24 protein-coding genes are annotated in these 24,232 nt (G+C 69.8%); 11 read left to right on the forward strand and 13 right to left on the reverse strand.

Annotated features, from left to right (window positions below; genetic code table 11):
* The first annotated feature begins 99 nt into the window (after window positions 1–99).
* Window positions 100–966 (forward strand): SMP-30/gluconolactonase/LRE family protein, encoded by an 867-nt coding sequence (locus ACYJP6_RS01420; RefSeq protein ID WP_459472757.1) that lies wholly within the window; start codon window positions 100–102, stop codon window positions 964–966.
* Window positions 967–987: 21 nt separating this feature from the next.
* Here ACYJP6_RS01420 and ACYJP6_RS01425 read toward each other — a convergent pair whose 3' ends face one another.
* The 9 genes from ACYJP6_RS01425 to arnB are packed head-to-tail and all read right to left on the reverse strand — an operon-like array spanning window position 988 to window position 11,461.
* Window positions 988–2,658: a glycosyltransferase family 39 protein gene (locus tag ACYJP6_RS01425; protein WP_459472759.1), complete on the reverse strand. Its 1,671-nt coding sequence runs from the start codon at window positions 2,656–2,658 to the stop codon at window positions 988–990.
* A gap of 11 nt (window positions 2,659–2,669) precedes the next feature.
* On the reverse strand, window positions 2,670–4,067 hold the full coding sequence (locus ACYJP6_RS01430) for a UDP-glucose dehydrogenase family protein (RefSeq protein WP_459472761.1): 1,398 nt from the start codon (window positions 4,065–4,067) through the stop codon (window positions 2,670–2,672).
* Window positions 4,064–4,465, reverse strand: a complete 402-nt coding sequence (arnF, locus tag ACYJP6_RS01435) for a 4-amino-4-deoxy-L-arabinose-phosphoundecaprenol flippase subunit ArnF (protein WP_459472763.1) — start codon at window positions 4,463–4,465, stop codon at window positions 4,064–4,066. The genes ACYJP6_RS01430 and arnF overlap by 4 nt, the downstream gene beginning before the upstream one ends.
* Window positions 4,462–4,803: an EamA family transporter gene (locus ACYJP6_RS01440; RefSeq protein ID WP_145008420.1), complete on the reverse strand. Its 342-nt coding sequence runs from the start codon at window positions 4,801–4,803 to the stop codon at window positions 4,462–4,464. The genes arnF and ACYJP6_RS01440 overlap by 4 nt, the downstream gene beginning before the upstream one ends.
* Entirely contained in the window at window positions 4,800–6,443 is a 1,644-nt protein-coding gene (gene arnT / locus ACYJP6_RS01445) for a lipid IV(A) 4-amino-4-deoxy-L-arabinosyltransferase (RefSeq protein ID WP_459472765.1), read from the reverse strand. The genes ACYJP6_RS01440 and arnT overlap by 4 nt, the downstream gene beginning before the upstream one ends.
* Window positions 6,440–7,321 carry a 4-deoxy-4-formamido-L-arabinose-phosphoundecaprenol deformylase gene (gene arnD / locus ACYJP6_RS01450; protein WP_459473405.1) on the reverse strand — a complete coding sequence of 294 codons (882 nt, stop codon included), beginning with the start codon at window positions 7,319–7,321 and terminating at the stop codon, window positions 6,440–6,442. The genes arnT and arnD overlap by 4 nt, the downstream gene beginning before the upstream one ends.
* 11 nt (window positions 7,322–7,332) lie before the next feature.
* Window positions 7,333–9,312 carry a bifunctional UDP-4-amino-4-deoxy-L-arabinose formyltransferase/UDP-glucuronic acid oxidase ArnA gene (gene arnA / locus ACYJP6_RS01455; protein WP_459472767.1) on the reverse strand — a complete coding sequence of 660 codons (1,980 nt, stop codon included), beginning with the start codon at window positions 9,310–9,312 and terminating at the stop codon, window positions 7,333–7,335.
* 14 nt (window positions 9,313–9,326) lie between these two features.
* A complete protein-coding gene (gene arnC, locus ACYJP6_RS01460) occupies window positions 9,327–10,316 on the reverse strand; it encodes an undecaprenyl-phosphate 4-deoxy-4-formamido-L-arabinose transferase (protein WP_459472769.1) in 990 nt (329 codons plus the stop codon).
* Window positions 10,313–11,461, reverse strand: coding sequence for a UDP-4-amino-4-deoxy-L-arabinose aminotransferase (gene arnB, locus ACYJP6_RS01465; RefSeq protein WP_459473407.1), 1,149 nt, complete (start codon window positions 11,459–11,461; stop codon window positions 10,313–10,315). Before arnB ends, arnC begins: the two co-directional genes overlap by 4 nt.
* Before the next feature lie 298 nt (window positions 11,462–11,759).
* Here arnB and ACYJP6_RS01470 point away from each other — a divergent pair, with 298 nt between their 5' ends.
* The 5 genes from ACYJP6_RS01470 to ACYJP6_RS01490 all read left to right on the forward strand — a co-directional run bounded on the left by ACYJP6_RS01470 (window position 11,760) and on the right by ACYJP6_RS01490 (window position 15,834).
* The gene (locus tag ACYJP6_RS01470) at window positions 11,760–12,050 is read left to right on the forward strand and encodes a hypothetical protein (RefSeq protein ID WP_459472770.1); all 291 of its coding nucleotides are present in this window, start codon (window positions 11,760–11,762) and stop codon (window positions 12,048–12,050) included.
* Window positions 12,047–12,337 carry a cell division protein ZapA gene (gene zapA / locus ACYJP6_RS01475; protein WP_459472772.1) on the forward strand — a complete coding sequence of 97 codons (291 nt, stop codon included), beginning with the start codon at window positions 12,047–12,049 and terminating at the stop codon, window positions 12,335–12,337. The genes ACYJP6_RS01470 and zapA overlap by 4 nt, the downstream gene beginning before the upstream one ends.
* A 797-nt stretch (window positions 12,338–13,134) precedes the next feature.
* Window positions 13,135–13,686 (forward strand): chorismate mutase, encoded by a 552-nt coding sequence (locus tag ACYJP6_RS01480; protein WP_459472774.1) that lies wholly within the window; start codon window positions 13,135–13,137, stop codon window positions 13,684–13,686.
* Window positions 13,687–13,765: 79 nt separating this feature from the next.
* A complete protein-coding gene (locus ACYJP6_RS01485; protein ID WP_459472776.1) occupies window positions 13,766–14,443 on the forward strand; it encodes a response regulator transcription factor in 678 nt (225 codons plus the stop codon).
* Window positions 14,440–15,834 carry a sensor histidine kinase gene (locus ACYJP6_RS01490; protein ID WP_459472778.1) on the forward strand — a complete coding sequence of 465 codons (1,395 nt, stop codon included), beginning with the start codon at window positions 14,440–14,442 and terminating at the stop codon, window positions 15,832–15,834. The genes ACYJP6_RS01485 and ACYJP6_RS01490 overlap by 4 nt, the downstream gene beginning before the upstream one ends.
* 159 nt (window positions 15,835–15,993) lie before the next feature.
* On the opposite strand, the gene ACYJP6_RS01495 is transcribed toward ACYJP6_RS01490, so the two are convergent.
* Genes ACYJP6_RS01495 through ACYJP6_RS01510 form a run of 4 tightly spaced genes read right to left on the reverse strand, consistent with a single transcriptional unit; the run spans window position 15,994 to window position 20,491 of the window.
* Window positions 15,994–17,217 carry a thiolase family protein gene (locus ACYJP6_RS01495; protein WP_459472780.1) on the reverse strand — a complete coding sequence of 408 codons (1,224 nt, stop codon included), beginning with the start codon at window positions 17,215–17,217 and terminating at the stop codon, window positions 15,994–15,996.
* Between the two features lie 23 nt (window positions 17,218–17,240).
* Window positions 17,241–17,792, reverse strand: coding sequence for a DUF3237 domain-containing protein (locus tag ACYJP6_RS01500; protein WP_459472782.1), 552 nt, complete (start codon window positions 17,790–17,792; stop codon window positions 17,241–17,243).
* A complete protein-coding gene (gene mhpT, locus ACYJP6_RS01505; protein ID WP_459472783.1) occupies window positions 17,785–19,017 on the reverse strand; it encodes a 3-(3-hydroxy-phenyl)propionate transporter MhpT in 1,233 nt (410 codons plus the stop codon). Before mhpT ends, ACYJP6_RS01500 begins: the two co-directional genes overlap by 8 nt.
* 10 nt (window positions 19,018–19,027) lie before the next feature.
* Window positions 19,028–20,491 carry an alginate export family protein gene (locus tag ACYJP6_RS01510; protein WP_459472785.1) on the reverse strand — a complete coding sequence of 488 codons (1,464 nt, stop codon included), beginning with the start codon at window positions 20,489–20,491 and terminating at the stop codon, window positions 19,028–19,030.
* A 404-nt stretch (window positions 20,492–20,895) separates the two neighbouring features.
* On the opposite strand from ACYJP6_RS01510, the gene ACYJP6_RS01515 reads away from it, so the two are divergent.
* The 5 genes from ACYJP6_RS01515 (at window position 20,896) to ACYJP6_RS01535 (ending at window position 24,232) form a co-directional block, all read left to right on the forward strand.
* Window positions 20,896–21,231, forward strand: a complete 336-nt coding sequence (locus ACYJP6_RS01515; RefSeq protein ID WP_459472787.1) for an I78 family peptidase inhibitor — start codon at window positions 20,896–20,898, stop codon at window positions 21,229–21,231.
* A gap of 211 nt (window positions 21,232–21,442) precedes the next feature.
* A complete protein-coding gene (locus ACYJP6_RS01520; RefSeq protein ID WP_459472789.1) occupies window positions 21,443–21,721 on the forward strand; it encodes a type II toxin-antitoxin system RelE/ParE family toxin in 279 nt (92 codons plus the stop codon).
* An 85-nt stretch (window positions 21,722–21,806) separates the two neighbouring features.
* Window positions 21,807–22,109 carry a HigA family addiction module antitoxin gene (locus ACYJP6_RS01525; protein ID WP_459472790.1) on the forward strand — a complete coding sequence of 101 codons (303 nt, stop codon included), beginning with the start codon at window positions 21,807–21,809 and terminating at the stop codon, window positions 22,107–22,109.
* A 134-nt stretch (window positions 22,110–22,243) separates the two neighbouring features.
* Entirely contained in the window at window positions 22,244–23,122 is an 879-nt protein-coding gene (locus ACYJP6_RS01530; protein ID WP_459472792.1) for an alpha/beta hydrolase, read from the forward strand.
* 108 nt (window positions 23,123–23,230) lie between these two features.
* The gene (locus ACYJP6_RS01535) at window positions 23,231–24,232 is read left to right on the forward strand and encodes a TRAP transporter substrate-binding protein (RefSeq protein ID WP_459472794.1); all 1,002 of its coding nucleotides are present in this window, start codon (window positions 23,231–23,233) and stop codon (window positions 24,230–24,232) included.

The raw sequence follows: 24,232 nt of genomic DNA on the forward strand, positions 1-24,232 counted from the left end.
TGCCCCGCTGGCCGCCCTGCCGAGGGCGCGCCAGTGACGGAATCTTCACGCGCCGCCGGTTAGGCTGCGCGGCTGTCTCCTTAGGTCAAAGAGGTCGCCATGCGACGTATTCCGCGCCCAGGCTGGCGCCAGGGCCTGGCGCTGGGCGTCGCCGTGGTCGCGTTCGGCTTCGCCTATCCGGCCTGGCGGCACTTCCACCCGGTCAGCGCCGCCGAGGGCTGGGGTTATCGCGAGTTCGCCACGGACATCCCCATGGTCAGCGCCCTGGCCCTGGCGGCCGATGGCAGCCTGTTCGTCACCGAGGAATTCTCCAGCCGCCGCGGCAGCCTGCTGCGGCTACTGCCCACGGGCGAACGCCAGCCGGTGCTGGGCGAACTGTCCAAGCCGGATGGCCTGGTGCTGTTCGACGGCGGGCTGGTGGTCAGCCAGGAAGGCGGTAGCTTCCCGGTCTTCTGGCTGCGCGATGGTCATGCCGAGCCGCTGTTCGACGGCAATGACGTCGAGGGTGTGGCCACCGACGGCCAGACCCTCTATGCCATCGAGGACCTGCCCCGCGGCCGCCTGCTCAGCTACCAGCCGGAACGTCGGGAACTGCAGGTGTTGCGCGAGGGCCTGGAGGAAGGCGAAGGGGTGGCGCGCTGCCCGGATGGCCGGTTGTTCTACACCGAAAAGGCCAAGGGCTGGGTCAGGCAGTGGCAGCCCGGAGGGACCGATACCCTGGTCGCTTCGGGTCTCGACGCGCCGGGCTTCGTGCAGTGCTCGGCCGACGGCCTGTGGATCACCGAGGACGCCACCCACGGCGCCCGCGTCCTGCTGCTGCAACCCAACGGGCGCCTGGTCACGGTGCTCGCGCACCTGCGCTCGGCGCAGACCCTGATCGCCCGCGGCGACGGTCACTATCTGGTCGCCGAACAGGGGCGCAAGCGGATTCTCGAACTCTATCGGCAACCCGGGGCCGACCGCTGACAGCGGTCGGCCCCGGAGTCGTCACGGCAGCTGGTACACCAGGCAGGGGTTGCCGTTGAGGCGGCGTTCCAGCACCGGTTGCCGATCGGCCAAGGGCGTGCCGGCCAGCAGGCCACGGTCTTCGCGGGCCAGGATGACCCAGGCACCGGCCGGCAGGTGGGCCAGGTCGGCGGCCTGCGGCCGGGCGACGAAGAGCGGCTGCTCGTCGTGGTCCAGGTTCATCATGTAGCGGATCGCCCAGCTGTCCTGGCCGAGGCCGAAGAACACCAGCGGTCCCGGCTGCGCCTGGCGCAGCCCTTCCACCTGCTGGACGAAGCCACGGGTGTCGTACTGCAGGTCCTGGGCCGGCTCCACCACCGCCATCAGCATCAGCCACTGGGCCGCCAGCGCCAGGGCGCTCAGGGTCAGCAGCCGGCGGGTGCCGGTCAGGCGCCGCCAGCCGACCAGGGCGGCGAGCTGCAGGGCGACGAAGAGCGGCACCAGCAGCGCCAGGGAAACGTCCGGCCAGTAGCCGTGGCGCTCCCAGAGGTGCCGGCAGACCAGCAGGGCCACCAGGGCCAACCCGGGCAGCGCCAGTACCAGCCCCGTATAGACCGGAACGACCCGGCGGAACCAGCCTTGCGCGCGCAGCAGGCCATGGGCGGCGATGGCGGCCAGGAAGGGCACCATGGGCACCACGTAGTAGGCGCGCTTGAAGTGCGGGATCGACAGCCCGACCAGGATCAGCAGGCCGCTGCCGGCCAGGCCCAGCAGCAGGCGGCGCTGGGCGGTGTGCGGCCAGGCCAGCAGGTGGCGGCGCTCGGCCACCAGCACCAGCAGTGCCAGCGGCAGCACCGGCAGGTAGCGATACAGCCCCAGCTGCAGATAGAACCAGAACGGCTTGCCGCTCTCGTCCAGGCGCCCGGTGACCTGCATGTGCCAGACCTCGGCGGCGAAGTCCGCCCCGCCCTCGTAATGCGCCAGCTGCATCAGCGACCACCAGCTGAGGGCGAGCAGCGCCAGGCCGGCCAGGCCATAGCCGACCAGCCGTTGCAGGGCGAAGGCGCGGCGCGCCGGCTCGCCCCAGGCGACCACCAGCCAGTAGAGGCAGACCACCCCGCAGGGTTCGATCAGGCCCAGCGGGCCGCGGATGGCGAAGCCCAGGGCGAACAGCGGCAGCACCAGCAGGCGGCGCAGCGGGCGAGCGTCGCGATCGGCGCTGTACAACAGGTAGAAGCACAGCAGCACCACCAGGGCGACCAGCTGGTCCAGGCAGACCGCGCGGGCCTTTTCCAGCCACTGCGGGGTCAGGGCCACCAGCAGCACCGTGAGCAGCGCCCAGGCGCGGCGGGTGTCGGCCAACAGCCGGTAGGTCAGCGCCAGCACCGCGGCCGAGGCCAGGGCGGTGGGCAGGACATTGGCCAGGTGGTTGGGCGCGCCGATCACCCGCGCCGCCAGCCAGCTCAGCCAGGTGGCGGTGCCGGGATAGTCCGGGTAGGGCTGGCCATAGGTGGTAGCGAAGAAGCTCGGGCCATGGCGGAACATTTCATTGAGGAACACCGCCCAGCGGCCGTCGAAGCCCTGGGGCGCCTGGTTCCAGATGCCGAGGGTGAACAGCAGCGTGGCGACCAGGCCGAGCAGCAGGCTTTCCCGGCGCAACCGGTTGGCCGCCGGGAGGGCGGCCAGCGGCGTGCTGCGCGGGGCCAGGGGCATGGGCGAGACCATCAGGCGGCGTCCACGCGGCGGGTGACCTGGGGACCGCTCAGGGCGGCGCCGCGGCCGATGGCGAAATACTCGAAGCCGCGGCGCTCCATGCGCTCGGGATCGAACAGGTTGCGACCGTCGAAGATCACCGGCTGGTTGAGCTGGCGGGCGATGAGGTCGAAGTCCGGCGCCTTGAACTGCTGCCACTCGGTGCAGATCACCAGGGCATCGGCCCCGACCAGGGCGGCCTCGGGCGTGCCCATCAGCGCCAGGCGCTCGTCGTGGCCATAGAGGCGCTGGGCCTCGGCCATGGCCACCGGGTCGAAGGCCCGGACCTTGGCCCCGGCCGCCCAAAGGGCTTCCATCAGCACCCGGCTGGGCGCATCGCGCATGTCATCGGTGTTGGGCTTGAACGCCAGGCCCCAAAGGGCGAAGGTGCGGCCCTTGAGATCGCCGTCGAAGTAGGTGTGGATGCGCTCGAACAGCTTGGTCTTCTGGCGCACGTTGATGGCTTCCACGGCGCGCAGCAGGTCCAGCTCCACGGCGTTTTCCTCGCCGGTGCGGATCAGCGCCTGCAGGTCCTTGGGGAAGCAGGAGCCGCCGTAGCCGCAACCCGGGTAGATGAAGTGGTGGCCGATGCGTGGATCGGCGCCGATGGCCTGGCGCACCGCCTCGATGTCGGCACCGACGCGCTCGGCCAGCTCGGCGATCTGGTTGATGAAGCTGATCTTCACCGCCAGCAGGCTGTTGGCGGCGTACTTGGCCAGCTCGGCGCTGCGCAGGTCCATGCACTGGATGCGGTCATGGTTGCGGTTGAAGGGCGCATAGAGTTCGCGCATCACGTCGCGCGCCACCGGCGAGTCGGTGCCCACCACGATGCGGTCGGGCTTCTTGCAGTCGGCGATGGCGGCGCCTTCCTTGAGGAATTCCGGGTTGGAGACCACCTCCACGTGCAGGGTCCGGCCCTCTTCCGCCAGCACCTCGTGGATCAGCGCGCGGACGCGGTCGCCGGTGCCCACCGGCACGGTGGACTTGTTCACCACCAGCAGCGGATCGCGCGACACCGGCTGGCCGATCAGCGGCTCGCGCCGCAGCCGGGCGATGCTCTCGGCCACGGCGAAGACGGCGGACAGATCGGCCGAGCCATCGGCGGCCGGCGGCGTGCCCACGGCGATGAACTGCACGGCGCCATGGGCCACGGCCTCGGCGGCGTCATGGGTGAACACCAGGCGGCCGGCGGCCAGGTTGCTGAGCACCAGTTCTTCCAGGCCCGGCTCGTAGAGGGTCACCTCGCCACGCTTGAGCTTCTCGATCTTGGCGTGATCGATGTCCATGCACACCACCTGGTGACCGACTTCCGCCAGCACGGCGGCTTGCACCAGGCCCACGTAGCCGATGCCGAAAACGCTGATGTTCATAGGGTATTCCTCAAGGTGGGAGCAGCGGTGGGCCGGGGCCCGCCGACGAGGGCGACGCCGGCCACGACCAGCGCGACGCCCAGGGTTTTCCAGGGGGTGAAGGATTCGGCGGCGCCCGGGAGCCAGGCCGCGCCGAGGTGGACGAAGACGTAGGAAAGGCCGAGCGCCGCATAGGCGCGACCTAGCGGCAGGCGCGCCAGGGCGGCCAGCCAGGCCAGCAGCGACAACCCGTAGCAGGCGATGCCCAGGCCCAGCAGCAGGCCGGCCGTACTCAGCAGCGACTCGGGCGCGCCGATCCAGCTGGCCATGGCCGGCAGCCGCACCAGGGCGGCGCGCAGGGAAAGTTGCGCCAGGGTGGTGAGCAGGATGCTCAGGCCGAGCGGGAACAGGCCGTTCATAGCTGGCCGCCCAGCAGCGCCGCGCCGGCGACGATGCACAGGCAGCCGCACCAGGCGCGGCCGTCCACCACTTCGCCGAACACCAGCCGGGCCAGCAGGGTCACCGCCAGGGTGTTGAGCGACAGCAAGGGATAGGCGACGCCCACCGGCACCCGCTGCAGCACCGCGCACCACACCAGCAGAGCCAGCCCCAGGCAGACCAGGGCACCCCACAGCCAGGGCGAGCGCAGGCGCGCGGCCAGGGCGTTGCCGGCGGCCACCGCGCGCTTCTGGCCCAGTTGGCCGGCGCTGGTGAGCAGGATCACCAGGGCGATCAGCAGCCCGTCGACGGCGCTCACGGTGTCAGCCTCGGATAGACCAGCAGCACCAGCCGCTCGCTGGCGATGCTCTCGCCGGGCTCGGGCAGGCTGTCGAGCAGCTGGCGATCGCTGGGACCGTCCACCCGCAGCAGGATGGCGACCGGGCCGGCGTCGCGGTGGGCGGCGAGCCAGGCGGCCAGGTCGCGTTCCTCGATCAGGCGACCGCTGGCGGGCTCGCGGGCGAAGCCGTACTTGAGTTCGCCCGGACCGCCGACCAGCACCACGTCGTCGCGGTGGGTGGCCCAGGCCAGGCTGGCGGCCACGCCGAGGTCGTTGCTGACCAGCAGGCCGGCGCTCTTGAAATGACCGAGCTGGGCCTGGATGAAGGTGCTCGGCAGCTTGTTGTCGACCATGCCGTTGGGCAGGGCGATGGACAGCAGCGGCAGCAGCACCCAGAGCGCCAGGGCCGGTGCCAGCAGGGTACGGCGCGGCCAGACCAAGGCGGCCAGCCCGGCCAGCAGCAGGGCCAGGGGTGCCAGCAGGGCCAGGGCGCGAGTCAGGCCCTCGCCGGCCTCATAGAGTCGGCCGCCATAGACCAGCAGGGCCGTCAGGCCGGCCAGGCCCAGCAGCAGGTTGCACAGGCCGTTCAGGCGCAGGGCACCGGTGGCGCCGCGGCGCTGGGCCTCCAGCAGGGTGCGCGCCAGCAGCGGCACCAGCGCCGCCAGGGTCGGCAGCAGGTAGGTGGGCAGCTTGCCGCGGCTGAGGCTGAAGAACAGCAGCTGGCCGACCACGGCGATGCCGAGGAAGGCGGTCCCGCGGTGACGCCGCTCCTGCCAGGTGCGCCCCAGGGTGCGCGGCAGGAGCCCCGCCCAGGGCAGGATGGCCAGCAGCAGCACCGGGCCGTAGAACCAGAACGGCCGCTCGTGCTGGGCGTCCTGGCCGGCGAAACGCTGGATGTGCTCGTGCCAGAAGAAGAAATTCCAGAAGTCCGGATCGCGATGGGCCACCAGCAGCGCCCAGGGCGCCACTACCAGCACCGCCACCAGCACCGCCAGGGGGCCACGGCAGAGCAATTCGCCCAGGCGGCCTTGCAGGATGAAGAAGGGCACGGCCAGCAGCACCGGCAACACCAGGGCGAGAAAGCCCTTGGTCAGCAGGCCGCACCCGCAGGCCAGCCCCAGCAGTGCCCACTGGCCCAGGGCTGCGCCCCGGCTCTCGGCGGCCTGGGCCTGCCAGAGGGCGAGCAGCGCTAGGGCCATCCAGAAGGCGAACTGGGCATCCAGGGTCACGTAAGTGGCCAGGCCGGCCACGGCCACGCAGGAGAGATAGAGCACCCCGGCCAGCAGCGCCAGGGGGCGGTCCTGCCAGATCAGCCGGGTCAGGCGCACCACCAGGGCGGCGGTGGCGAGGCTGGCCAGCAGCGGCACCAGGCGCACGCTGAGCAGGGAATCGCCGAGCCAGGCCTGGGCGATGGCCTGCGTCCAGTAGCCACCGATGGGCTTCTCGAAATAGGGCAGGCCAAGGAAGTGCGGCACCACCCAATCGCCGCGGCGCCAGAGTTCCTGGGCGATCTGCGCGTAGCGCGACTCGTCCGGGATCCACAGGCCGCGCCAGCCCAGCGGCAGCACATAGGCCAGCAGCGCCAGCGGCAACAGCATCAGCAGGCGGCGCCTGGTCATGCTTGCACGCCCAGCCAACCCTGGCGCCCGGCCAGGCTGCCGCGGACCAGATTGCCCGCCGGCAGTTGCCGCGGATCGGTCGGCAGGCGATCGCCGAGGGTCAGGAAGAGCACGCCCTGCTCCTGCGCGGCCTTGAGCAGGCGGCGGAAGTCCTCGGCGAAGGCGATGCCTTCCACCTCGGCGTGCAGGGTGTAGACATTCAGCGCGCCGGGGCGGAACAGCTTGAGCAGGTAGTCGTTCCAGTTGGCGGCGGCGAGCTCGGGGCCGACCACCTCGTCGAAGGTCGGCATGTCCACCGGCACCTGGGGAGTGCCATGGCCGCCGTTGCCCAGCCGCGGGCGGAACAGGGCGCTGCCGCGACAATCGCTGTTGTAGCGCAGGCCGAAGGTTTCCTTGGCCAGCACCACCCGCGGATCGGCGCGCCAGCCGGCGGCGGCGGAGCAGTCGACCTTGGCGCCGAGGATGTCTTCCAGCGCCTGCAGGCCGCGGCCGAATTCCTCGCCCAGGCGCTCCAGACTCCAGCTGCCGGTGTGGGCTTGCCAGGCGTGGTGATCCCAGGCGTGCAGGCCGACCTCATGGCCACGCGCGCGGGTCTCGCGCATCAGGTGGCCGAGGTCGCGACCGATGGGCCGACCCGGCCAGGCGGTGCCGGCCAGCAGGATGTCCCAGCCATAGAGGCTGGCGGCCTTGGAACGGAGCATCTTCCACAGGAAGGTGGGCTTCACCAGGCGCCACAGGTGGCGCCCCATGTTGTCCGGACCGACGCTGAAGAAGAAGGTGGCCTTGACCCCGGCTTCGTCCAGCAGGTCGAGCAGCCGCGGTACCCCTTCGCGGGTACCGCGATAGGTGTCCACGTCGATGCGCAGGCTGGCCGGGATCAGGGCTTTCATCAGGCCTCCCGCTGCGCCATGGCTTCGCGCAGGAAGAAGTCCAGCGTCTTGCCGACGGTGGCGGCCATGGCGGTGGTCGGCTGCCAGTCGATCAGGCGGCGGGCGTTCTCCACGCTGGGCTTGCGGTGGGCCACGTCCTGGTAGCCGTCGCCATAGAAGCTCTTGCTCTCCACCTCGCGGAAGCCGGCGAAGGGCGGGAACTCGTGGCGCAGCGGATGGGCCTCGAACTGGGCCAGCAGCTCCTCGGCCAGCTCGCGGATGCTCGCTTCGTTGTCCGGGTTGCCGATGTTGACGATCTGGCCGTCGCAGCGACCGCCCTGGTTCTCGATGATGCGGAACAGCGCCTCGATGCCGTCGTCGACGTCGGTGAAGCAGCGCTTCTGGGCGCCACCGTCGACCAGCTTGATCGGGGTGCCTTCCACCAGGTTGAGGATCAGCTGGGTAATGGCGCGGGAGCTGCCGATGCGCGCGGAATCCAGGCGGTCCAGGCGCGGGCCCATCCAGTTGAAGGGACGGAACAGGGTGAATTTCAGGCCCTTGGCGCCATAGGCCCAGATGACCCGGTCGAGCAGCTGCTTGGAGACCGAATAGATCCAGCGCTGCTTGTTGATCGGGCCGACCACCAGGTTGGAGCGGTCTTCGTCGAAGCGCTCGTCCTGGCACATGCCGTACACCTCGGAGGTGGACGGGAAGATCACGCGCTTTCCGTACTTCACGCAGTGGCGAACGATCTTGAGGTTTTCCTCGAAATCCAGCTCGAACACGCGCAGCGGGTTGCGGGTGTATTCGATGGGAGTGGCGATGGCCACCAGCGGCAGCACCACGTCGCACTTCTTGATGTGGTATTCCAGCCACTCGGTATGGATGGAGATGTCGCCTTCCACATAGTGGAAATGCGGGTTGGTCTTGAGCCGCTCGATGGCATCGGAGCCGATGTCCAGGCCATGGACCTCGTAGTTGCCGTCAGCCAGCAGGCGCTCGGAGAGGTGGTTGCCGATAAAGCCGTTGACGCCGAGGATCAGCACCCGGGTGCGGCGCTTGGCGCGGCGATCCTGGCGATGCAGGCGGGCACCGGCCACCAGGCCGGCTTCGCGGGCCAGCTGAGGACCGGCGAGATACAGGCCGTTGTCGCCCAGCTGGCCGGCCTGGATTTCCAGGACTCCCTCGCCGCAGGCGATGCGCAGGGGTTCCAGGCTCAGCACGCTGCCCGGGGTCTGGGCATGGCTTTCCTGGCGCGCCTGGGCGCTCCAGACGATCAGCTTGCGATCGCCGATCCAGCCGAAGGCGCCCGGATAGGGCTGGGTCACGGCGCGCACCAGGTTGCCCAGTTCCACGGCCGGACGGCTCCACTCCAGCTCGCCATCGGCGGCGCTGCGGCGGCCGAAGGTGGTGGCCTGGCTTTCGTCCTGCTCGCGCTCCTCCAGGGTACCGGCGGCCAGCGCCGGCAGGGCATCGCGTAGGAGCTCCTGGCTGGCTTCGCGCAGCTTGGCATGCAGGGTCAGGGCGGTGTCATCGGCAGCGATGGCGACGCGCTGCTGGGCGACGATGGCGCCGGCGTCGGCACGCTTGACCATGCGGTGCAGGGTCACGCCGGTCTCGCTCTCGCCGTTGACCAGCACCCAGTTGGCCGGGGCGCGACCGCGGTAGCGCGGCAGCAGCGAGCCGTGCAGGTTGTAGGCGCCACGCTTGGCGCAGGCCAGCACGTCCTCGGACAGCAGGTTGCGGTAGTAGAAGGAGAAGATGAAGTCCGGCTCCAGGGCGCGGATGCGCTCTACCCACAGCGGGTGGTTGACGTCTTCCGGAGCGTGCACCGGGATGCCGTGGCGGGCGCAGAGCTGGGCCACCGAGCCGAAGAAGCGGTTCTCGCCCGGATCGTCGGGATGGGTGAAGACGGCGGCGATGGGATAGCCGGCCTGGATCAGCGCGGCGAGGCCGGCGCAGCCGATGTCGTGGTAGGCGAAGACGATGGCGGTTTTCATCAGGGGCTTTCCTGTTACTGGACCTGGCGCAGCGGCGCCGGCGAAGGGGAAACGGTAGCGGCGCTCACCACTTGTTCCACGTGGAACCGGGGGCGGGCACGGACGTCGTGGTACACCCGGCCGAGGTACTCGCCGAGCAGACCGAGGCCGACGAACTGGGCGCCAGTGAAGATGAACAAGATGGCGAACAGCGAGAACACGCCGTCGGCCGCCCACTCGGCGCCATGGGTCAGGCGCAGGAACAGCAGCAGGGCGGCGAAGGCGAAGCCGAACAGCGCCAGGCCACCGCCGAACAGGCTGAGCAGCCGCAGCGGGGTGGTGGTCATGCAGGTCAGCAGGTCGAACATCAGGTTGATCAGCTTGAGGAAGCCGTACTTGGAATCCCCGTGCTCGCGCTCGGCGTGGGCCACCTCGATCTCGGTGGTGTGGCGGGCGAAGCTGTTGGCCAGGATCGGGATGAAGGTGCTGCGCTCATGGCAGGCCAGCATCGACTGCACCACCTGGCGGCGATAGGCGCGCAGCATGCAGCCGTAGTCGCGCATGGCGACGCCGGTGGAGCGCTGCACGGCGCGATTGATCAGCCGCGACGGCAAGGTGCGCAGGTAGGAATCCTGGCGCTGCTGGCGCACGGTACCGACCACGTCGTAGCCCTGGGCGGCGGTATGCACCAGGCGCGGGATCTCTTCCGGCGGATTCTGCAGATCGGCGTCCAGGGTGATGATCAGGTCGCCTCTGGCCTGCTCGAAGCCGGCGAGGATCGCCGAGTGCTGGCCGTAGTTGCGATTGAGCAGCACCGCGACGACGGGACTGTCCGGCTCGCTGGCGGCCTGGCGCAGCAGGTCGGCGCTGCGATCGCGGCTGCCGTCGTCGACCAGGATGATCTCCACCTGGCAATCCAGCAGGCGGCAGGCGGCGCGGGTACGCCGCAGCAGTTCCGGCAGGCTGGCTTCTTCGTTGTAGACGGGGATCACCACGGATACCCGGTCGATGGCATAGGGCTTCATGCGCCTTTCTCCAGCAGGTCTTCGATGGCGCCGACCACGCGGTCGACGTCGGCGAGGGTCATGTCGGGGAACAGCGGGATGGAGCACAGCCGTGCCGAATTCCATTCGCTGTTGGGCAGCGCCAGCTCGGGCCAGCGCTCGCGGTACCAGGGGTGCAGGTGGGTGGCGGTGAAATGGATGCCGGTGCCGATGCCGCGCGCCTTGAGGCCGGCCATGAAGGCCTCGCGATCCAGCCCGCAGCGCTCGGGGCAGATGCGCAGGATGTAGAGGTGCCAAGCGTGGGTCTGGGCGTAGTCGGGCAGCGCCAGAGGCGCGACCGGCAGGGCGGCCAGGCGCTGGGTGTAGGCCTGGGCCAGCAGCCGGCGGCGGCTGTTGATGTCGCCCAGGCGGTCCAGCTGCACCAGCGCCAGGACGGCATGGATGTCCGAGAGGTTGTACTTGAAGCCGGGCTCCTGCACCTGCGCCTGGGGCTTGCGGCCCAGGGCATGACGGTCGAAGGCATCCACCGCCAGGCCGTGGAATTTCAGCCGGCGTACCCGCTCGGCCAGGGTGGCGTCGTCGGTCACCAGCATGCCGCCTTCGGCGCAGGTCAGATTCTTGATGGCGTGGAAGCTGAAGATGGCCGTGCCGCGCTGGCCGATGGGCTCGCCCTGGTAGCGGGTGCCGGCGGCGTGGGCGGCGTCCTCGATCAGCGCCACGCCATGCTTGCGGGCCAGGGCGCGCAGCGGCGCCAGGTCGCAACTGGCGCCGGCGTAGTGCACCGGGACGATGGCCTTGGTGCGCGGGGTGATGGCGGCGGCCACCTGATCGGCCGAGACCATCAGGGTATCGCGGTCGACATCGACGAACACCGGCGTGGCACCGATCAGGGTGATCATGTTGGCGGTCGACACCCAGGTCAGCGAGGGGGTGATCACCTCGTCGCCCGGGCCGATGTCCAGCGCCAGCAGGGTCACGTGCATGGCGGCGGTGGCCGAGCACAGGGCCACCGCATGGGCGGCGCCCACCGAGGCGGCGAAGCGCTCTTCCAGCAGGTTGGCCTGGGGCCCGGTGGTGATCCAGCCCGAGGTGAGCACCTGGCTCACCGCGGCGACTTCCTCGGCACCGATGCTCGGGCGGGAGAACGGCAGGAAAGGCTCATCCAGCTGACGCGGGGCGGAGCTCTGGGACAGATCGGTCATGGCGGCTCATCCGGAGAGGGGGCGCCGGCATGGACACCCGACGCGATGAGCCCAGGCTAAGGGGGACTGCCTTACGGCCCCCTTAGCGCAACCTGACAACTGCCTGACAGCCGGTCGGCTCACCGGTCACCCTCGTGAACCCCTTGGCAAAACAACGGGTTAGCGCGCGACGTAGGGGGTGCCGATGGTCGCCCGGCAGCCTAGAATGCAGCCCCTGCCGCCCGCGGCAGCCCCGAACCTGACACGAGAGACGACCGCGCCCATGCTGGACAAGACCCTGAGCGAACTGGAAACCGCGATCCGCGACCTGCTGCAACGCAACCAGCGCCTGACCGCCCGGACCCAGGAACTGGAACAGGCCCTGCAAGCCGCGCGCGAAGAAAACGACACCCTGCAACTGGGCCTGATGGAACAGGAAGAGGCTGGCGCCAGTACCCGTCAGCGGGTGGAAAGCCTGCTGGCCCTGCTGTCCGCCGGAGCGCCGGCCGCACCGTCCGCCGAGCAGGCGGTGGCCGCTGACGCCGCGCAGCGCCACGCGGCCAGCGTCGAGTGAAGACCGCCAGCCCGGGCGCCGACGACGAGGTGGAGGTGCTCGGTCGCCGCTACCGCTTCAAGGTGGCCGAAGGCGACCGCGCGGCCCTGCAACAGGCCGCCGCCCGCCTGCGCGACGAACTGGTGACCATCCAGGGCGACCGCCGCCGCGGTGACGCCACCGAACTGCTGGTCCTCGCCGCCCTGCGCCTGAGCCTGGACACCGCCGCCGACGCCGGCGCCCTGAGCGCCCTCGACACCCGCCTCCAGGCCCTCACCGCCGAAGTCCGCGCGGCGCAGGACGCTTAGCGGCTCCTGGCCCCTCTCCCCCGGGAGAGGCCTGGGTGAGGGAAGCGCTCCCAACTCCCCCACCACTCCGTTCCCCCCCTCGGGAGCCGTAGGGTGGATGACGGCGTAGCCTCATCCACGGCGGCACGGCACCCGCACCGCTCCACCCCCTCTCCCCTTGGGAGAGGGCTGGGGTGAGGGGACCACTCCGCTCGCGCCCACCAGCATGCATTCGACTCCCCTACGTTGGGCTTCGACGATGAAGCCGTCTCAACCCAACCTACGTCCGCATCCCCACGCCACACCGCTCCGCCCCCTCTCCCTTCGGGAGAGGGCTGGCGCTCCGCTCGCGCCCACCAGCATGCATTCGGCTCCCCTACGTTGGGCTTCGACGATAGAGCCGTCTCAACCCAACCTACCCCCGCATCCCCATGCCACACCTCTCCGCCCCCTCTCCCTTTGGGAGAGGGCTGGGGTGAGGGTACCGCTCCGCTCGCGCCCACCAGCATGCATTCGGCTCCCCTACGTTGGGCTTCGACGATAGAGCCGTCTCAACCCAACCTACCCCCGCATCCCCATGCCACACCGCTCCTCCCCCTCTCCCCTTGGGAGAGGGTTGGGGTGAGGGGACCACCCTGCTTGAAACCGCCCACGTGCATTCGCCTCCACTGCCTTGGGCTTCGACGCTGGAGCCGTCTCCACCCACCTACACCGCGCCCACCCCACACCACCCAACCAACCGCCCTGCCCCGGCCATCTTGACCCCTTCGCCGCCCCGTGCGAGCTTCGGAACCCTTTCCCCTGCCCTGGAGCTCGTCATGTCGGGTGTTCGCTGGCTCGCCATTCCGCTGTTCGGTCTCGCCCTGGGTGCCCAGGCCGCCCCGGCGCCCCTGCCCGCGCTGCTGGATGCCATGGCCCAGCGGCTGGCGGTGGCCGACCAGGTCGCCCGCAGCAAGCACGACTCGGGCAAGCCGGTGCTGGACGAGGTCCGCGAGCGCCAGGTGCTCGACAGCGTCGGCCAGGCCGCCCAGGGTGCCGCCCTCGATCCAGCCACCGCCCAGACCTTCTTCGCCGCCCAGATGGAAGCCAACAAGCTGGTGCAATACGGCCTGCTCGACGCCTGGCGCCGCGGTACCCGACCGCTACCGGCCACCACGCCGGACCTGGCCGGACTCAGGACCCGCCTCGACACCCTGCAGACCCAGCTGCTCGCCGGGCTCGCCGCCACCGGCGACCTGCGTGCGGCCAAGGACTGCCCCGCCCAGCTCGACCGCGCCCTGAGCGCTCACCTCGTCACGGCCAAGCCCGACGACCTCCACCGCCTGGCGCTGCTGCGGGCGCTGGGCGATTTCTGCGCCCTGCCCCACTGAGCGTCGGTACCTAATCGGCTGCGCATCGGCCACACTGCATTGCAACTGACCTGGATCGCCAGGCGCTAAGGACACTCCCATGCACATCCTGCTCGTCGAGGACGATGCCACCCTGGCCGATGGCATCCGCCGCGTACTGGAAGGCCATGGCATGCAGGTCGACCTGCTGCGCAGCGGCGCCGAGGCCGACGCCTGGCTGCGTACCACCCGCTTCGCCGTGGTGGTGCTGGACATCGGCCTGCCCGGTGGGCTGGACGGTTTCGAGGTGGTGCGGCGCCTGCGCCAGCGCGGCAGCGACCAGCCGGTGCTGCTGCTCACCGCCCGCGACGCCATCGACGACCGGGTGCACGGTTTCGAGGTGGGCGCCGACGACTATCTGGTCAAGCCCTTCGCCGTGCCCGAGCTGGTGGCGCGGATCAAGGCGCTGGCCCGTCGCGCCGGTGGCCAGAACACCGCCGACTTGGCCCTCGGCACGCTGCGCCTCGACACCGCCGCCCACCAGGCGCGCCTCGGCGAAACCCCGCTGGACCTCTCGGCCCGCGAGTGGGCGGTACTCGAACACCTGCTGCGCCAGGCCGGCAAGGTGGTCTCCAAGCAGCAGATCATCGACGCCCTGGCCCCCTGGGGCAGCGAGGACCTGACCCATAACGCCGTGGAGGTCTATGTCTCGCGCCTGCGCCTGAAACTGGCCGACTCCGGCGTCGGCATCCGCACCGTGCGCGGCTTCGGCTATCGCCTGGAGGAGGCGGCGCCATGACGCCGACCGCGCCCAGCCTGCGCCGGCGTCTGCTGAAATGGCTGGTGCTGCCGGTGCTCCTGGTCAACCTCGGCGGCGCGGTGATCAGCTATCAGTTCGCCCGCAAGCCGGCGTTCAGCGCCCTGGATGGCGACCTCACCGACTCCGCGATCCTGCTGCTGGAACAGCTGTACATGGATGGCAACGGCAAGCTGTGGCTGCCCACCGAGGTGGACTACCTGCTGCGCCACAACAGCCATGACCACGTCTGGCTGGCCGTCCGCACCCTCGACGGCCGGCTGCTGTTCGGCGATGCCGCCATGCCGGTCCAGGAGATCACCGAGGAGATGCGTGACGGCCACACCACCGCCCTGCGCAGCCGCATCAACGACCGCTCGGTGTTCATGGTCGGCCGCCTGGGCAACGTCGCCGGCCAGCCCGTGGTGGCCAGCGTCGCCCAGACCCTGAGTCGCCACACCGCAGCCCTGCAGCGCATGGTGCTGACTCTGGTGGTGGTACAGATCCTCGTCGCCCTGCTCATCGCCGCCCAGCTGCTGTGGGCGGTGCGGCGCGGCCTGAGACCCCTGGAGCGCCTGGAGCGCCAGCTCGACAGCCGTCATTACGATGACCTCGCCCCCCTGCGTGAAGAAGGCGCGCCGCGTGAGCTGGGCACCTTCGTCACCGCACTCAACGGCCTGCTGCTGCGTATCCGCGAGGGCGCGCGCAACCAGCGAGCCTTCCTCGACGACATGGCCCACCAGCTGCGCACCCCGCTGGCAGGTATCAGCACCCTGACCCAATGGCTGCGCCAGCGCCACGCCGGCGATGCCGAAAGCGCCGCCGCCCTGGCGCAACTCCAGGCCGCTACCGAGCGCATGACGCGCCAGACCAACCAGCTGCTGACCCTGGCCCGCGCCGCCACCGCCCGGCTGGAAAGTCCACCCCGTGCGCCCATGCGCCTGGACGAATTGATCGGCGAAGCCATCCCCAGCCAGCTGGCCGAGGCCGACCGCCACGGCATCGACCTGGGCTACGAGCTGCAGCCGCAGACGGTACTGGGCAACGCCTTCCAGCTGCGCGACCTGCTCGACAACCTGGTGGACAACGCCCTGAGGTATACCCCCAGGGGCGGCCAGGTCACGGTACGGCTGCACGGCCAGGCCGGCGCGACCGTCCTCGAAGTCGAAGACGATGGTCCGGGAATCCCCGAGGCCGAGCGCGAACGCATCTTCGAGCGCTTCTACCGTCTCGACAGCGGCATCCACGGTACCGGCCTGGGCCTGGCCATCGTCCGCGACATCGCCACCGCCCACGACGCCGGCATCGAGTTGGCGACTGCCACCAGCGGGCGCGGCCTGCGCGTGGCCATCCATTTCCCGCCGCTGGCCGTGCCGCCGGCGGAGGCCTCGTAGGTTGGCGCTGAACGCAGCGAAGCCCAACAGGCTGCGGCCAGACCTGCGCACCACCCTCACCCCAACCCTCTCCCCAAGGGAGAGGGGGTAATCCGGCGCACCCTGCCCCCCCGTAGGTTGGGCTGAGCACAGCGAAGCCCAACAGGCCCAGCCTCCCCCCTAACGCCCCGGATTCTCCAGCAACACCGCCATGCCTTGCCCGCCGCCGATGCACACCGCCGCCACCCCATACCTGAGCCCCTCGGCGCGCAGCTGCCGGGCCAGGGTGATGGCCAGGCGCAGGCCGGTAGCCGCCAGCGGATGGCCGAGGGCGATGGACCCGCCATGTACGTTCAACCGTGCCGGGTCCAGCTCCAGGGTACGTTGCACCGCCAGCAGCTGGGCGCCCTGGGCCTCGTTGATCTCCAGGCGGTCGATGGCCGCCAGCGGCAGGCCGGCGCGGTCGAGCAGGCCCTGGATGGCCGGCACCGGACCGCTGCCCATGAATTCGGGCGCCACCCCCACCACGCAGCTCCCCCGCACCCAGGCCAGCGCCCGCTCCGGTGCGGCGTCCGTACCCCGCGCCAGCAGCACGGCCGCTGCCCCATCGGCGACCGCGCAGCTGTTGCCAGCGGTCTGGACGCCACCCTCGTGTACCGGCGTCAGGCGCGCCAGGGCGTCCCGCGAGGTCTCGCGGGGATGGCTGTCGCGCTCGACCACCGCGCAGCCCCGCGGCAGGCGCAACTCCCGTGGGGCCAGGCCGGCGGGTGCGAAACGCGCTGCCGCCACCGGCACGATTTCCTCGCGAAACCAGCCCTGGCGCTGGGCCGCCAGCGCGCGCTCGAAACTGCGCAGCGCCCAGGCATCCACGGCCTCCCGGTCCAGGCCATGCCGCTGCGCCAGCCGCTCGGCGGTACCGAGCATGTCCAGCCCGGCCGCCGGATCCTTCAGTGCCTCCCAGAGGAAATCGTGGAACTCCACCGGTGCGCCGAGGCGAAAGCCGTTGCGGTGGGTGTAGGCGGCGATGGGGTTGCGGGTCATGGACTCGGCCGCCACGCACAGCACCCGACTGGCCTGGCCGCTCTGCAACTGGTCACTGGCCTGGCGCAGCAGCTCCAGGCCGGTACCGCAGACGCGCTGCACCAGCAGCGCCGGCACCGACTCGGGCACCCCGGCATAGAGGCCGATGTGGCGCGGCAGCAGATAGGCATCGAAGCTGGCCTGGGCCACGCAGCCGGCCAGCACCGAGTCCACCGCCGCGGCCTCGTGCCCCCGCGCCAGCAGCGCCCGGGCCACGACGATGCCCAGGTCGGTGGGCGACACCTGGCCCAGGGCGCCATTCAGGTCGGTCCAGGGCGTGCGCACGCCGTCCAGCAGCAGCACGTCCTCGTACAAGGCACTCATTCCAATCGGCATCGGGCGCTCCGCTAGTGCAACAGATAGGCGTCGTAGACCACCGCCTTGCCCAGGCGCATGGCGCTGCCCACGCCCAGGGCGCGGTTGAGCCAGGCATAGGCCGGGGCGGCGGTCTCGAAGGTCAGGGTGACGCGGAAGAAGTAGCGCCGCGGATCCACCGGCTTGCCGGCGGCCAGCTCGCGCATCACCTCCGGCGGGCCGTAGCGATAGCCCTTGGTCTGCAGGTAGATCAGGGCACCGTCGTCGGTCTGCAGCAGGTAGCGGGTGTCGATGATGGCCAGGCCATCGGCGGTCACCACCTGCCAGTCGGCACCGTTGTTGAGGATCCGCCCGCGCAGGCGCTGGCCGTCGAAGCGACCGCCGGTGATGGGGATGATGCGTCGCTTGCCCAGGTCGCTGGTCTGGCCCAATTCCCACACCGGGGCGTCGAGGGCCACCTCGAAGCGCGCCAACGGCTCCAGTTGCAGCGGTGGCGGCGTGGCGGTGGCCGGATCACCGTCCACCGCGGCCGCCCGGGCCAGGCCGCTCAGCAGCCACAGGGTGACGAGCAGCAGACTACGCATGGCCGGGTGCCTCCGCGTTGGGCGTGGCCGCCGGGGCCGGCGCGCGGCGTTGCAGCAGGGCCAGCACCGCGCCCGCTGCCACCAGCACCGCCGGGGTAGTGGCCACCACCAGGGTCGCCGCGCCACCGCCCAGGGCCAGCACCTGGCCGGCCAGCAGGGGACCGGCCATGGCACCCAGGCGACCCACGGCCACCGCCGCGCCGGTGCCGGTGGCCCGCACCGCCGCCGGATAGAGTTGCGGCGCCAGGGCATAGAGCACCAGCTGACCGCCGACCACGAACAGCCCGGCGGCGAAACCGGCCAGGGCCACCAGCGGATAGGCCTTGGCCAAGCCCAGCCCGGCGAGGCCGAGCAGGATGCCCAAGTAGATGGCCAGCACCGTCAGCCGCGGCCGCCAGCGGTCCATGAGCAGGCCGAACAGCACCGAGCCGATGCCGCCGCCGAGGTTGAAAAGGATCTGCACCCCTACCGCCTGGCCGCGGCTGAAGCCCTGCCCCACCAGCAGCGAGGGCAGCCAGTTGAGCAGCATGTACATCACCGTGAGGGTGAAGAAATAGCCCAGCCACAACAGCAGGGTAGTCGACAGCGGCACCGCGTCCAGCCAGGCCCTGCCCGCTCCACCCGCCGGTGCGGCGCCACGGCCACGGAGAAAGCCGGCGGTCTCCACCAGGTAGCGGCCGAGCAGCGGCGCCACCAGCAGCGGCGCCAGGCCGCCGACATAGAACACCGTCTGCCAGCGGCCGACGTCCAGCAGCCCCACCACCGCCGCCAGGGCGCCGCCCAGGGGCACGCCGCAGTACATCAGGCTGACCGCCGTGGCCCGGGCGCGCTCGTCCACCGATTCGGCGGATAGCGCGATCAAATTCGGCAAGGCGCCACCCAGGCCGATACCGGTGAGCAGCCGCGCCAGCAGCAGGCTCTCCAGACTCCAGACGTGGGCGGTGGCCACCGAGAAGACGCCGAAGATCAGCACGCAGGCGATCAGCACCTTCTTGCGACCGATGCGATCGGCGCACCAGCCGCCGATGAAGGCCCCGGGCAGCAGGCCGAGGATGCTGGCGCTGAACACCAGGCCCATCTGTCCCGGCTGGAAGCCGAAGACCTTGGCCATGGCCGGGGCGGCGATGCCCATGGCCTGGAGGTCCATGCCTTCCAGCAGGGCGACGATGAAGCACAGCACGAGGGTCAGGCGGGCCCCGGGCGGGGCGGTCGAAAGCAGGCGCATGGCGGACTCCTCAGAAGCGGAAGGTAGTGGCGACCATCAGGAAGCTGGTGTCGTCGCCATCGGCCTGGCGCACGGCGGCGCCAGCCTCGAAGTAGCTGTACTCCAGGTCCAGGGTCAGGTTGGCGGTGGGCATCCAGCGCAGGTTGTTGCGCCAGAGGGTACCGGTCTTGCGCGCCGAACTGGCGACGGTGCCCGGCACCGTGGTCATGCCCGGCAGGTAGACGCCATCCTCGGTGCTCTGCCGCCAGACGCCGAATAGGCCGCTCTCCAGCTGCAGGGTCGGCCGTGGCGCCAGGGTCAGCAAGGGGCCGACCAGATAGAGGTTGGCCAGGGTGGTGAGGCCGGAGTCGCCATAGAAGCCGTTCTTCGGATAGAGCGGATCGAAGGTGCCGACGCGGTCATCGCCCAGGCCGTGGTCACCGCTGGCCGCGTCCACCCGCAGCGCCAGCCGGGGTTTCCAGGCGCCACCCAGGCGATAGCCGGTCTCGCTGCTCAGGCCCCAGGCGCGGATCTGCGCCCCGGCCAGATGACCACCCTGCCCGGCCAGGTCCCAGGTCCAGTCCCAGTTGCCGGCGCTGCCGAACAGGCGGATGCCGGCGGTATAGCGCTTTTCCGCACCGGTCAGGCCATCGAGGGTGCGCTGGTCGGTCTCCAGGCCGAAGCCGTAGACATCCAGCTTGAGCGGCCCGGCCAGCGGCAGGGTGCCATAGAGGCCGTAGAACTTGACCGCGTTGTTGGAACCATCGTCGAAGCTGTCCTCGCCGGTCACCACGGGTCTCAGGCCGAAGGCATCCAGTCGGTAGCCGTCCGGCCGGGTCCAGGCCAGGCGTACCCCGTCGAAGTTGAGGCGGATGTTGCGGGCGTCGCGGTAGGTGACGAAGGCCTGGTTGCCATAGCCCAGTTCCTGCCGCCCGACCCGGGTCATCAGCTTGCCGCCGGCCAGCGGCGTGTTGAGGTCGATGAAGGCCTGGTGCAGCTCGGTGCGGCTCTGGTCATAGGGGCCATAGAGCGCCTTGTTCCAGGCGCGGGTGTTCTCCAGCTGGACGAAGGTACGCAGGGCGTCGTCGAACAGGTGCAGGTCGGCGTGCAGCTGCAGGCGCTGCTGGATGTAGTGATCGGTATTCACCCCGCGCCGGCCGAAGACCGGATTGCGGATGGTGTCGAAGCGATAGCGCGCCTCGCCACCGGTCTGCAGCCAGGCCGAATCCCCCAGGCGCTGGTAGCGCAACTCATCGAAGGGATCGGTGCGCTTTTGCGGATCGTCGAGGAAGCGATAGTCCTCAGCCCAGCGCGGTGGCCCCGGCGGCAAGGGACGGGCCGCCTCCAGGCTGTTGAGCGGCTTGGGCCGGGCGCTTTCCAGGGTGGTGGAAGGCGCGGCGAGCACCTCCTGGCTGGCCAGCAGGGAGGCAAGGGAAGCGAAGGCGAGGCACGAGCGAGCCCGTGCGCAGGCCTGGGGCGAGCGCGAAAGAGACATGGAGTGACCGTCCTGGCAAAGAGGAAAAAGGCGCCTCGGGGCGCGGGGATCAGTGCTGAATGGGCGCGGATCGGACGGTCGGTGGGGAGCTGGGGGCGTGCGGGTAGCGCAAGGAGCGAGAAGTCATGACAGGTGTTCCTTTCTTGTTGTTGTCGTCACCGTGGGAGGCCATGCGGCCCTGGTCCGATGATGGTCCATGGCCAAAATGGATCAAGCCTCCCCACCCGGATTTGGCCGATTACCGAACGTTATAGTTGTTAACTTTGTTGTCGAACTACAGCTGGTCGTCTTCGACCACCAAGGTCGGCTGGCTCGCGATTTGTAACAATGCCCGCCCTTGAGGGGTCCATGCAGAGGCCCGTACGGGTTAAGGTTCCTCCTCTCACGATCGATAAGGCGAACTCATGAGCTTCAAGACCCCTTTCCTGCTGGCCGGCGCCGCCCTCTTCACCCTGCTGGCCGGCTGCGGCTCGCACGAAACCCAGGACAGTCCGGCCGCGGCTCCCTCGACCTCGAGTGGCGCCGTCAGCAGCAGCGGCCGTTGCAACTCCGATGCGGTCCAGGATCTGGTCGGCAAGGCGCTCTCCCCGGCGCTGGCCGAGGAAGGCCGTCAGCGTGCCGGCGCCCAGGTCGTTCGCGTGGTCCGTCCGCAGGACCCCATGACCATGGACTTCAATTCCCAGCGCCTGACCATCACCACCAGCGCCAGCCTGGTCGTCCAGACCGCTACCTGCGGCTGATCCAGTCCATGCCCGGTGCCGCGACGAGCTGATGGCCTGCACTTATCGCTCGTCGCGTCCCTAGACCTACCCAGTTACCGAGCCAGTCGCACCGTCCTAGCAGGTGATCGAAAGGCAGGCGCCGCGGTGGTCTCTCCTTTCTTGGCCAGCAATTGAAACGCTTAACGTTACTCGTTAAGATGCCTTTCGATGAGTCGCGCAAGGAGGCGAGATGATTCGAAGTTTTCGCTGCGGCGATACCGAAGAGCTGTTTACGACAGGGCAAAATCGGCAGTGGAGCCAGATAGCCAAGGTAGCGACGCGCAAGCTGGCGATGCTGAATGAGGCGTTAGCGCTGCAAGACCTCAGGTCACCGCCTGGCAATCGCTTGGAGCAGTTGGATGGCAACCGCAAAGGCCAGTACAGCATCCGTATCAACGACCAGTGGCGCCTCTGTTTCGAGTGGACCGCGCAGGGGCCGATCAATGTGGAAATAGTCGACTATCACTAGGATCGTCGGCCACGTGCCGGCTAAGGGTGCAAGCAGATGCAAGCGTCACAAGCCGCTCTCGCTAACAATGAATGGAGGTAACGTCATGCTGACCAACGGAATGCGCCCGGTTCATCCCGGCGAGATCCTGCGGGAAGAGTACTTGGCTCCCTTGGGTATCAGCGCATCCGCCCTGGCTCGAGCCCTCGGCGTCTCGGCTCCCACGGTGAATGACGTCGTGCTTGAACGTCGCGGGGTGACTGCCGATATGGCCCTAAGGCTCGCCGCGGCCTTCGAGACTACCCCTGGTTTCTGGGTAGGCCTGCAGGCTACCTATGAATTGCGCGTGGCGGAGATCGCGAAGGGGGAGCAGATTCGTGCGCAGGTAAAACCCCTGAAGGTCGCCTGACCGAGGGCCGGTTGATCTTGCCGCGAAGACACCTCGCCAGTATGGCGACCACGGGCGGAGCCCGGTAGGCTGCTTGGTCTACCTGGAATGAGTCTTGTTCGCCGATGTCCCTGCTGTCGCTCTCGCTCCGCCTCATGTCCCTGCCTGCCTGGCTGGCCCTGCCGCTGCTGCTGGCCCTGGCCGCTCCAGGCCAGGCCCGCCCCATCGATCAGCCGATGGACGCCAGCGTCCTCGAGCACCCCGGCCACAGCTATGCCTTCAGCGAAGTACAGCTGGACTCCGTCGATGGCGCCCGCCACTACCAGGTATGGATCGCCCGGCCCGCCACCCCGGCACCGGCGGCGGGCTATCCGGTGCTCTACCTGCTCGACGGCAATGCCGCCCTGGGTGGCCTGAACGCCGAATTGCTCGACGAACTGGCCCGCCGCCCGCGTCCGCCGGTATTGGTGGCGGTGGGCTATGCCGGCGGCAAGCGCATCTATGGTCCGGGACGGGTCCTCGACTACACGGCCACGCGGCCCACCAGCGAACGCTTTCGGGAGATGCCCACCGGCGGCGCCGACGTCTTCCTCGCCTGGCTGCTCGACCGCCTGGAGCCGGCGGTGGCGCGCCAGGTACCCCTCGACCGCCGCCAGCGCGCGCTCTGGGGACACTCCCTGGGTGGCCTGTTCGTGCTCCACGCCCTGCTCAACCGGCCGGACGCCTTCGCCCGCGGCTATGCCGTCAGCCCCTCGCTGTGGTGGAGTCCCGACGCCCTGCCCCAGGACGACCAGGCCCTGGCGCAACGCCTGCGCGGCCACCCCGCCGAACTCACCCTGCTGCAAGGCGGCAACGAGCACGACCTGCCCGCGCAATTCCAGAGCGAGGTCCCGGCCGACGCCACCCCGCGCCTGGCCGAGCGCCTGGCCCGCGTTCCAGGCCTAAAGGTGCGCTTCGAGACCCTCCCGGGCCTCGGCCACGGCCCCATGCTGCCGGCCTCGTTGCGCTGGGTGGTGGAGCACGGGACCTTCTGAGGTCCGCTTATCCCAGCATTACGCATCTTTATCCAGCGCCGCGGCAAAGCTTGGCAGTATCCCTGAACAGGGGCGCCACTTCCGGCACCCTCCTTCAGGAGCAGCACCATGCCGCAACGCCGGATCCGGGCGCGCCTCAGCTGGCTCGCCATCGCCCTCTCCACCACCCTGGGTCTGCTCGACCTGCAGAGCGCCTCCGCCGCCCGCGCCCTGCGCTTGGCCCACGCCTCCAGCAGCGACAGCCTGATCAACCAGGCGGTGCAGCGCTTCGCCGAAGAGCTCAAGACCGAGTCCAAGGGCGAGTTGACCGTCAAGGTCTTCCCCGATGGCCAGCTCGGCGACGAAGGTCCCATCGCCGAAGGTGTCGGCAACGGCTCCATCGACATCGGCCTGGGCGGTGCGGTGGATGCCATCGATCCACGCCTCAACGTGGTCTCCCTGCCCTTCCTGTTCCGCGACGCGGCCAACGTCCACGCCTTCCTCGATGGTGCCCAGGGCAAGGCCCTGCTAGACCTCGGCCAGGACCACGGCTACGTGCTGCTGGGCGCCCTGGATTCGGGCTTCCGCCAGTTCGCCAACAGCAAGCATCCCATCGTCGCCCCGGCCGACCTCGCCGGCCTGAAGATCCGCACGCCGCCGAATCCGGTGATCCTCGCCACCCTCAAGCAACTCGGCGCCCTGGCCCAGTCGATCCCCTTCGGCGAGGTCTACAGCGCCCTGCAGTCCGGCGTGGTGGATGGCGTCGAGCCGGAAATGCGCGACTTCTACGACCAGAAGTGGTTCGAGGTGGCCAAGTACCTGTCACTGTCCAACTACATCTGGTCGGCCAACTACTGGTTCATGAACAGGGACACCTACGACGGCCTGAGCGAGCCCCAGCGCGCGGCGCTGCGCAAGGCGGCGCAGGACACCGTGACCTGGTATCGCGGCCAGCTGGACGCCACCTACGCCAAGGTCCTCGCCGAACTCAAGGCCAAGGGCGTGCAGGTCAACAGCGTCGACGGCGCGCCCTTCCAGGCCCTGGTCGATCCGGTCTACACCCGCTTCGCCGGTGAATGGGGCCAGGCCTTCGTCGACCAGACCCGCAGCGCCGCGCGCGAGGCCCGCTGA

The organism is Pseudomonas sp. No.117, assembly GCF_054558395.1.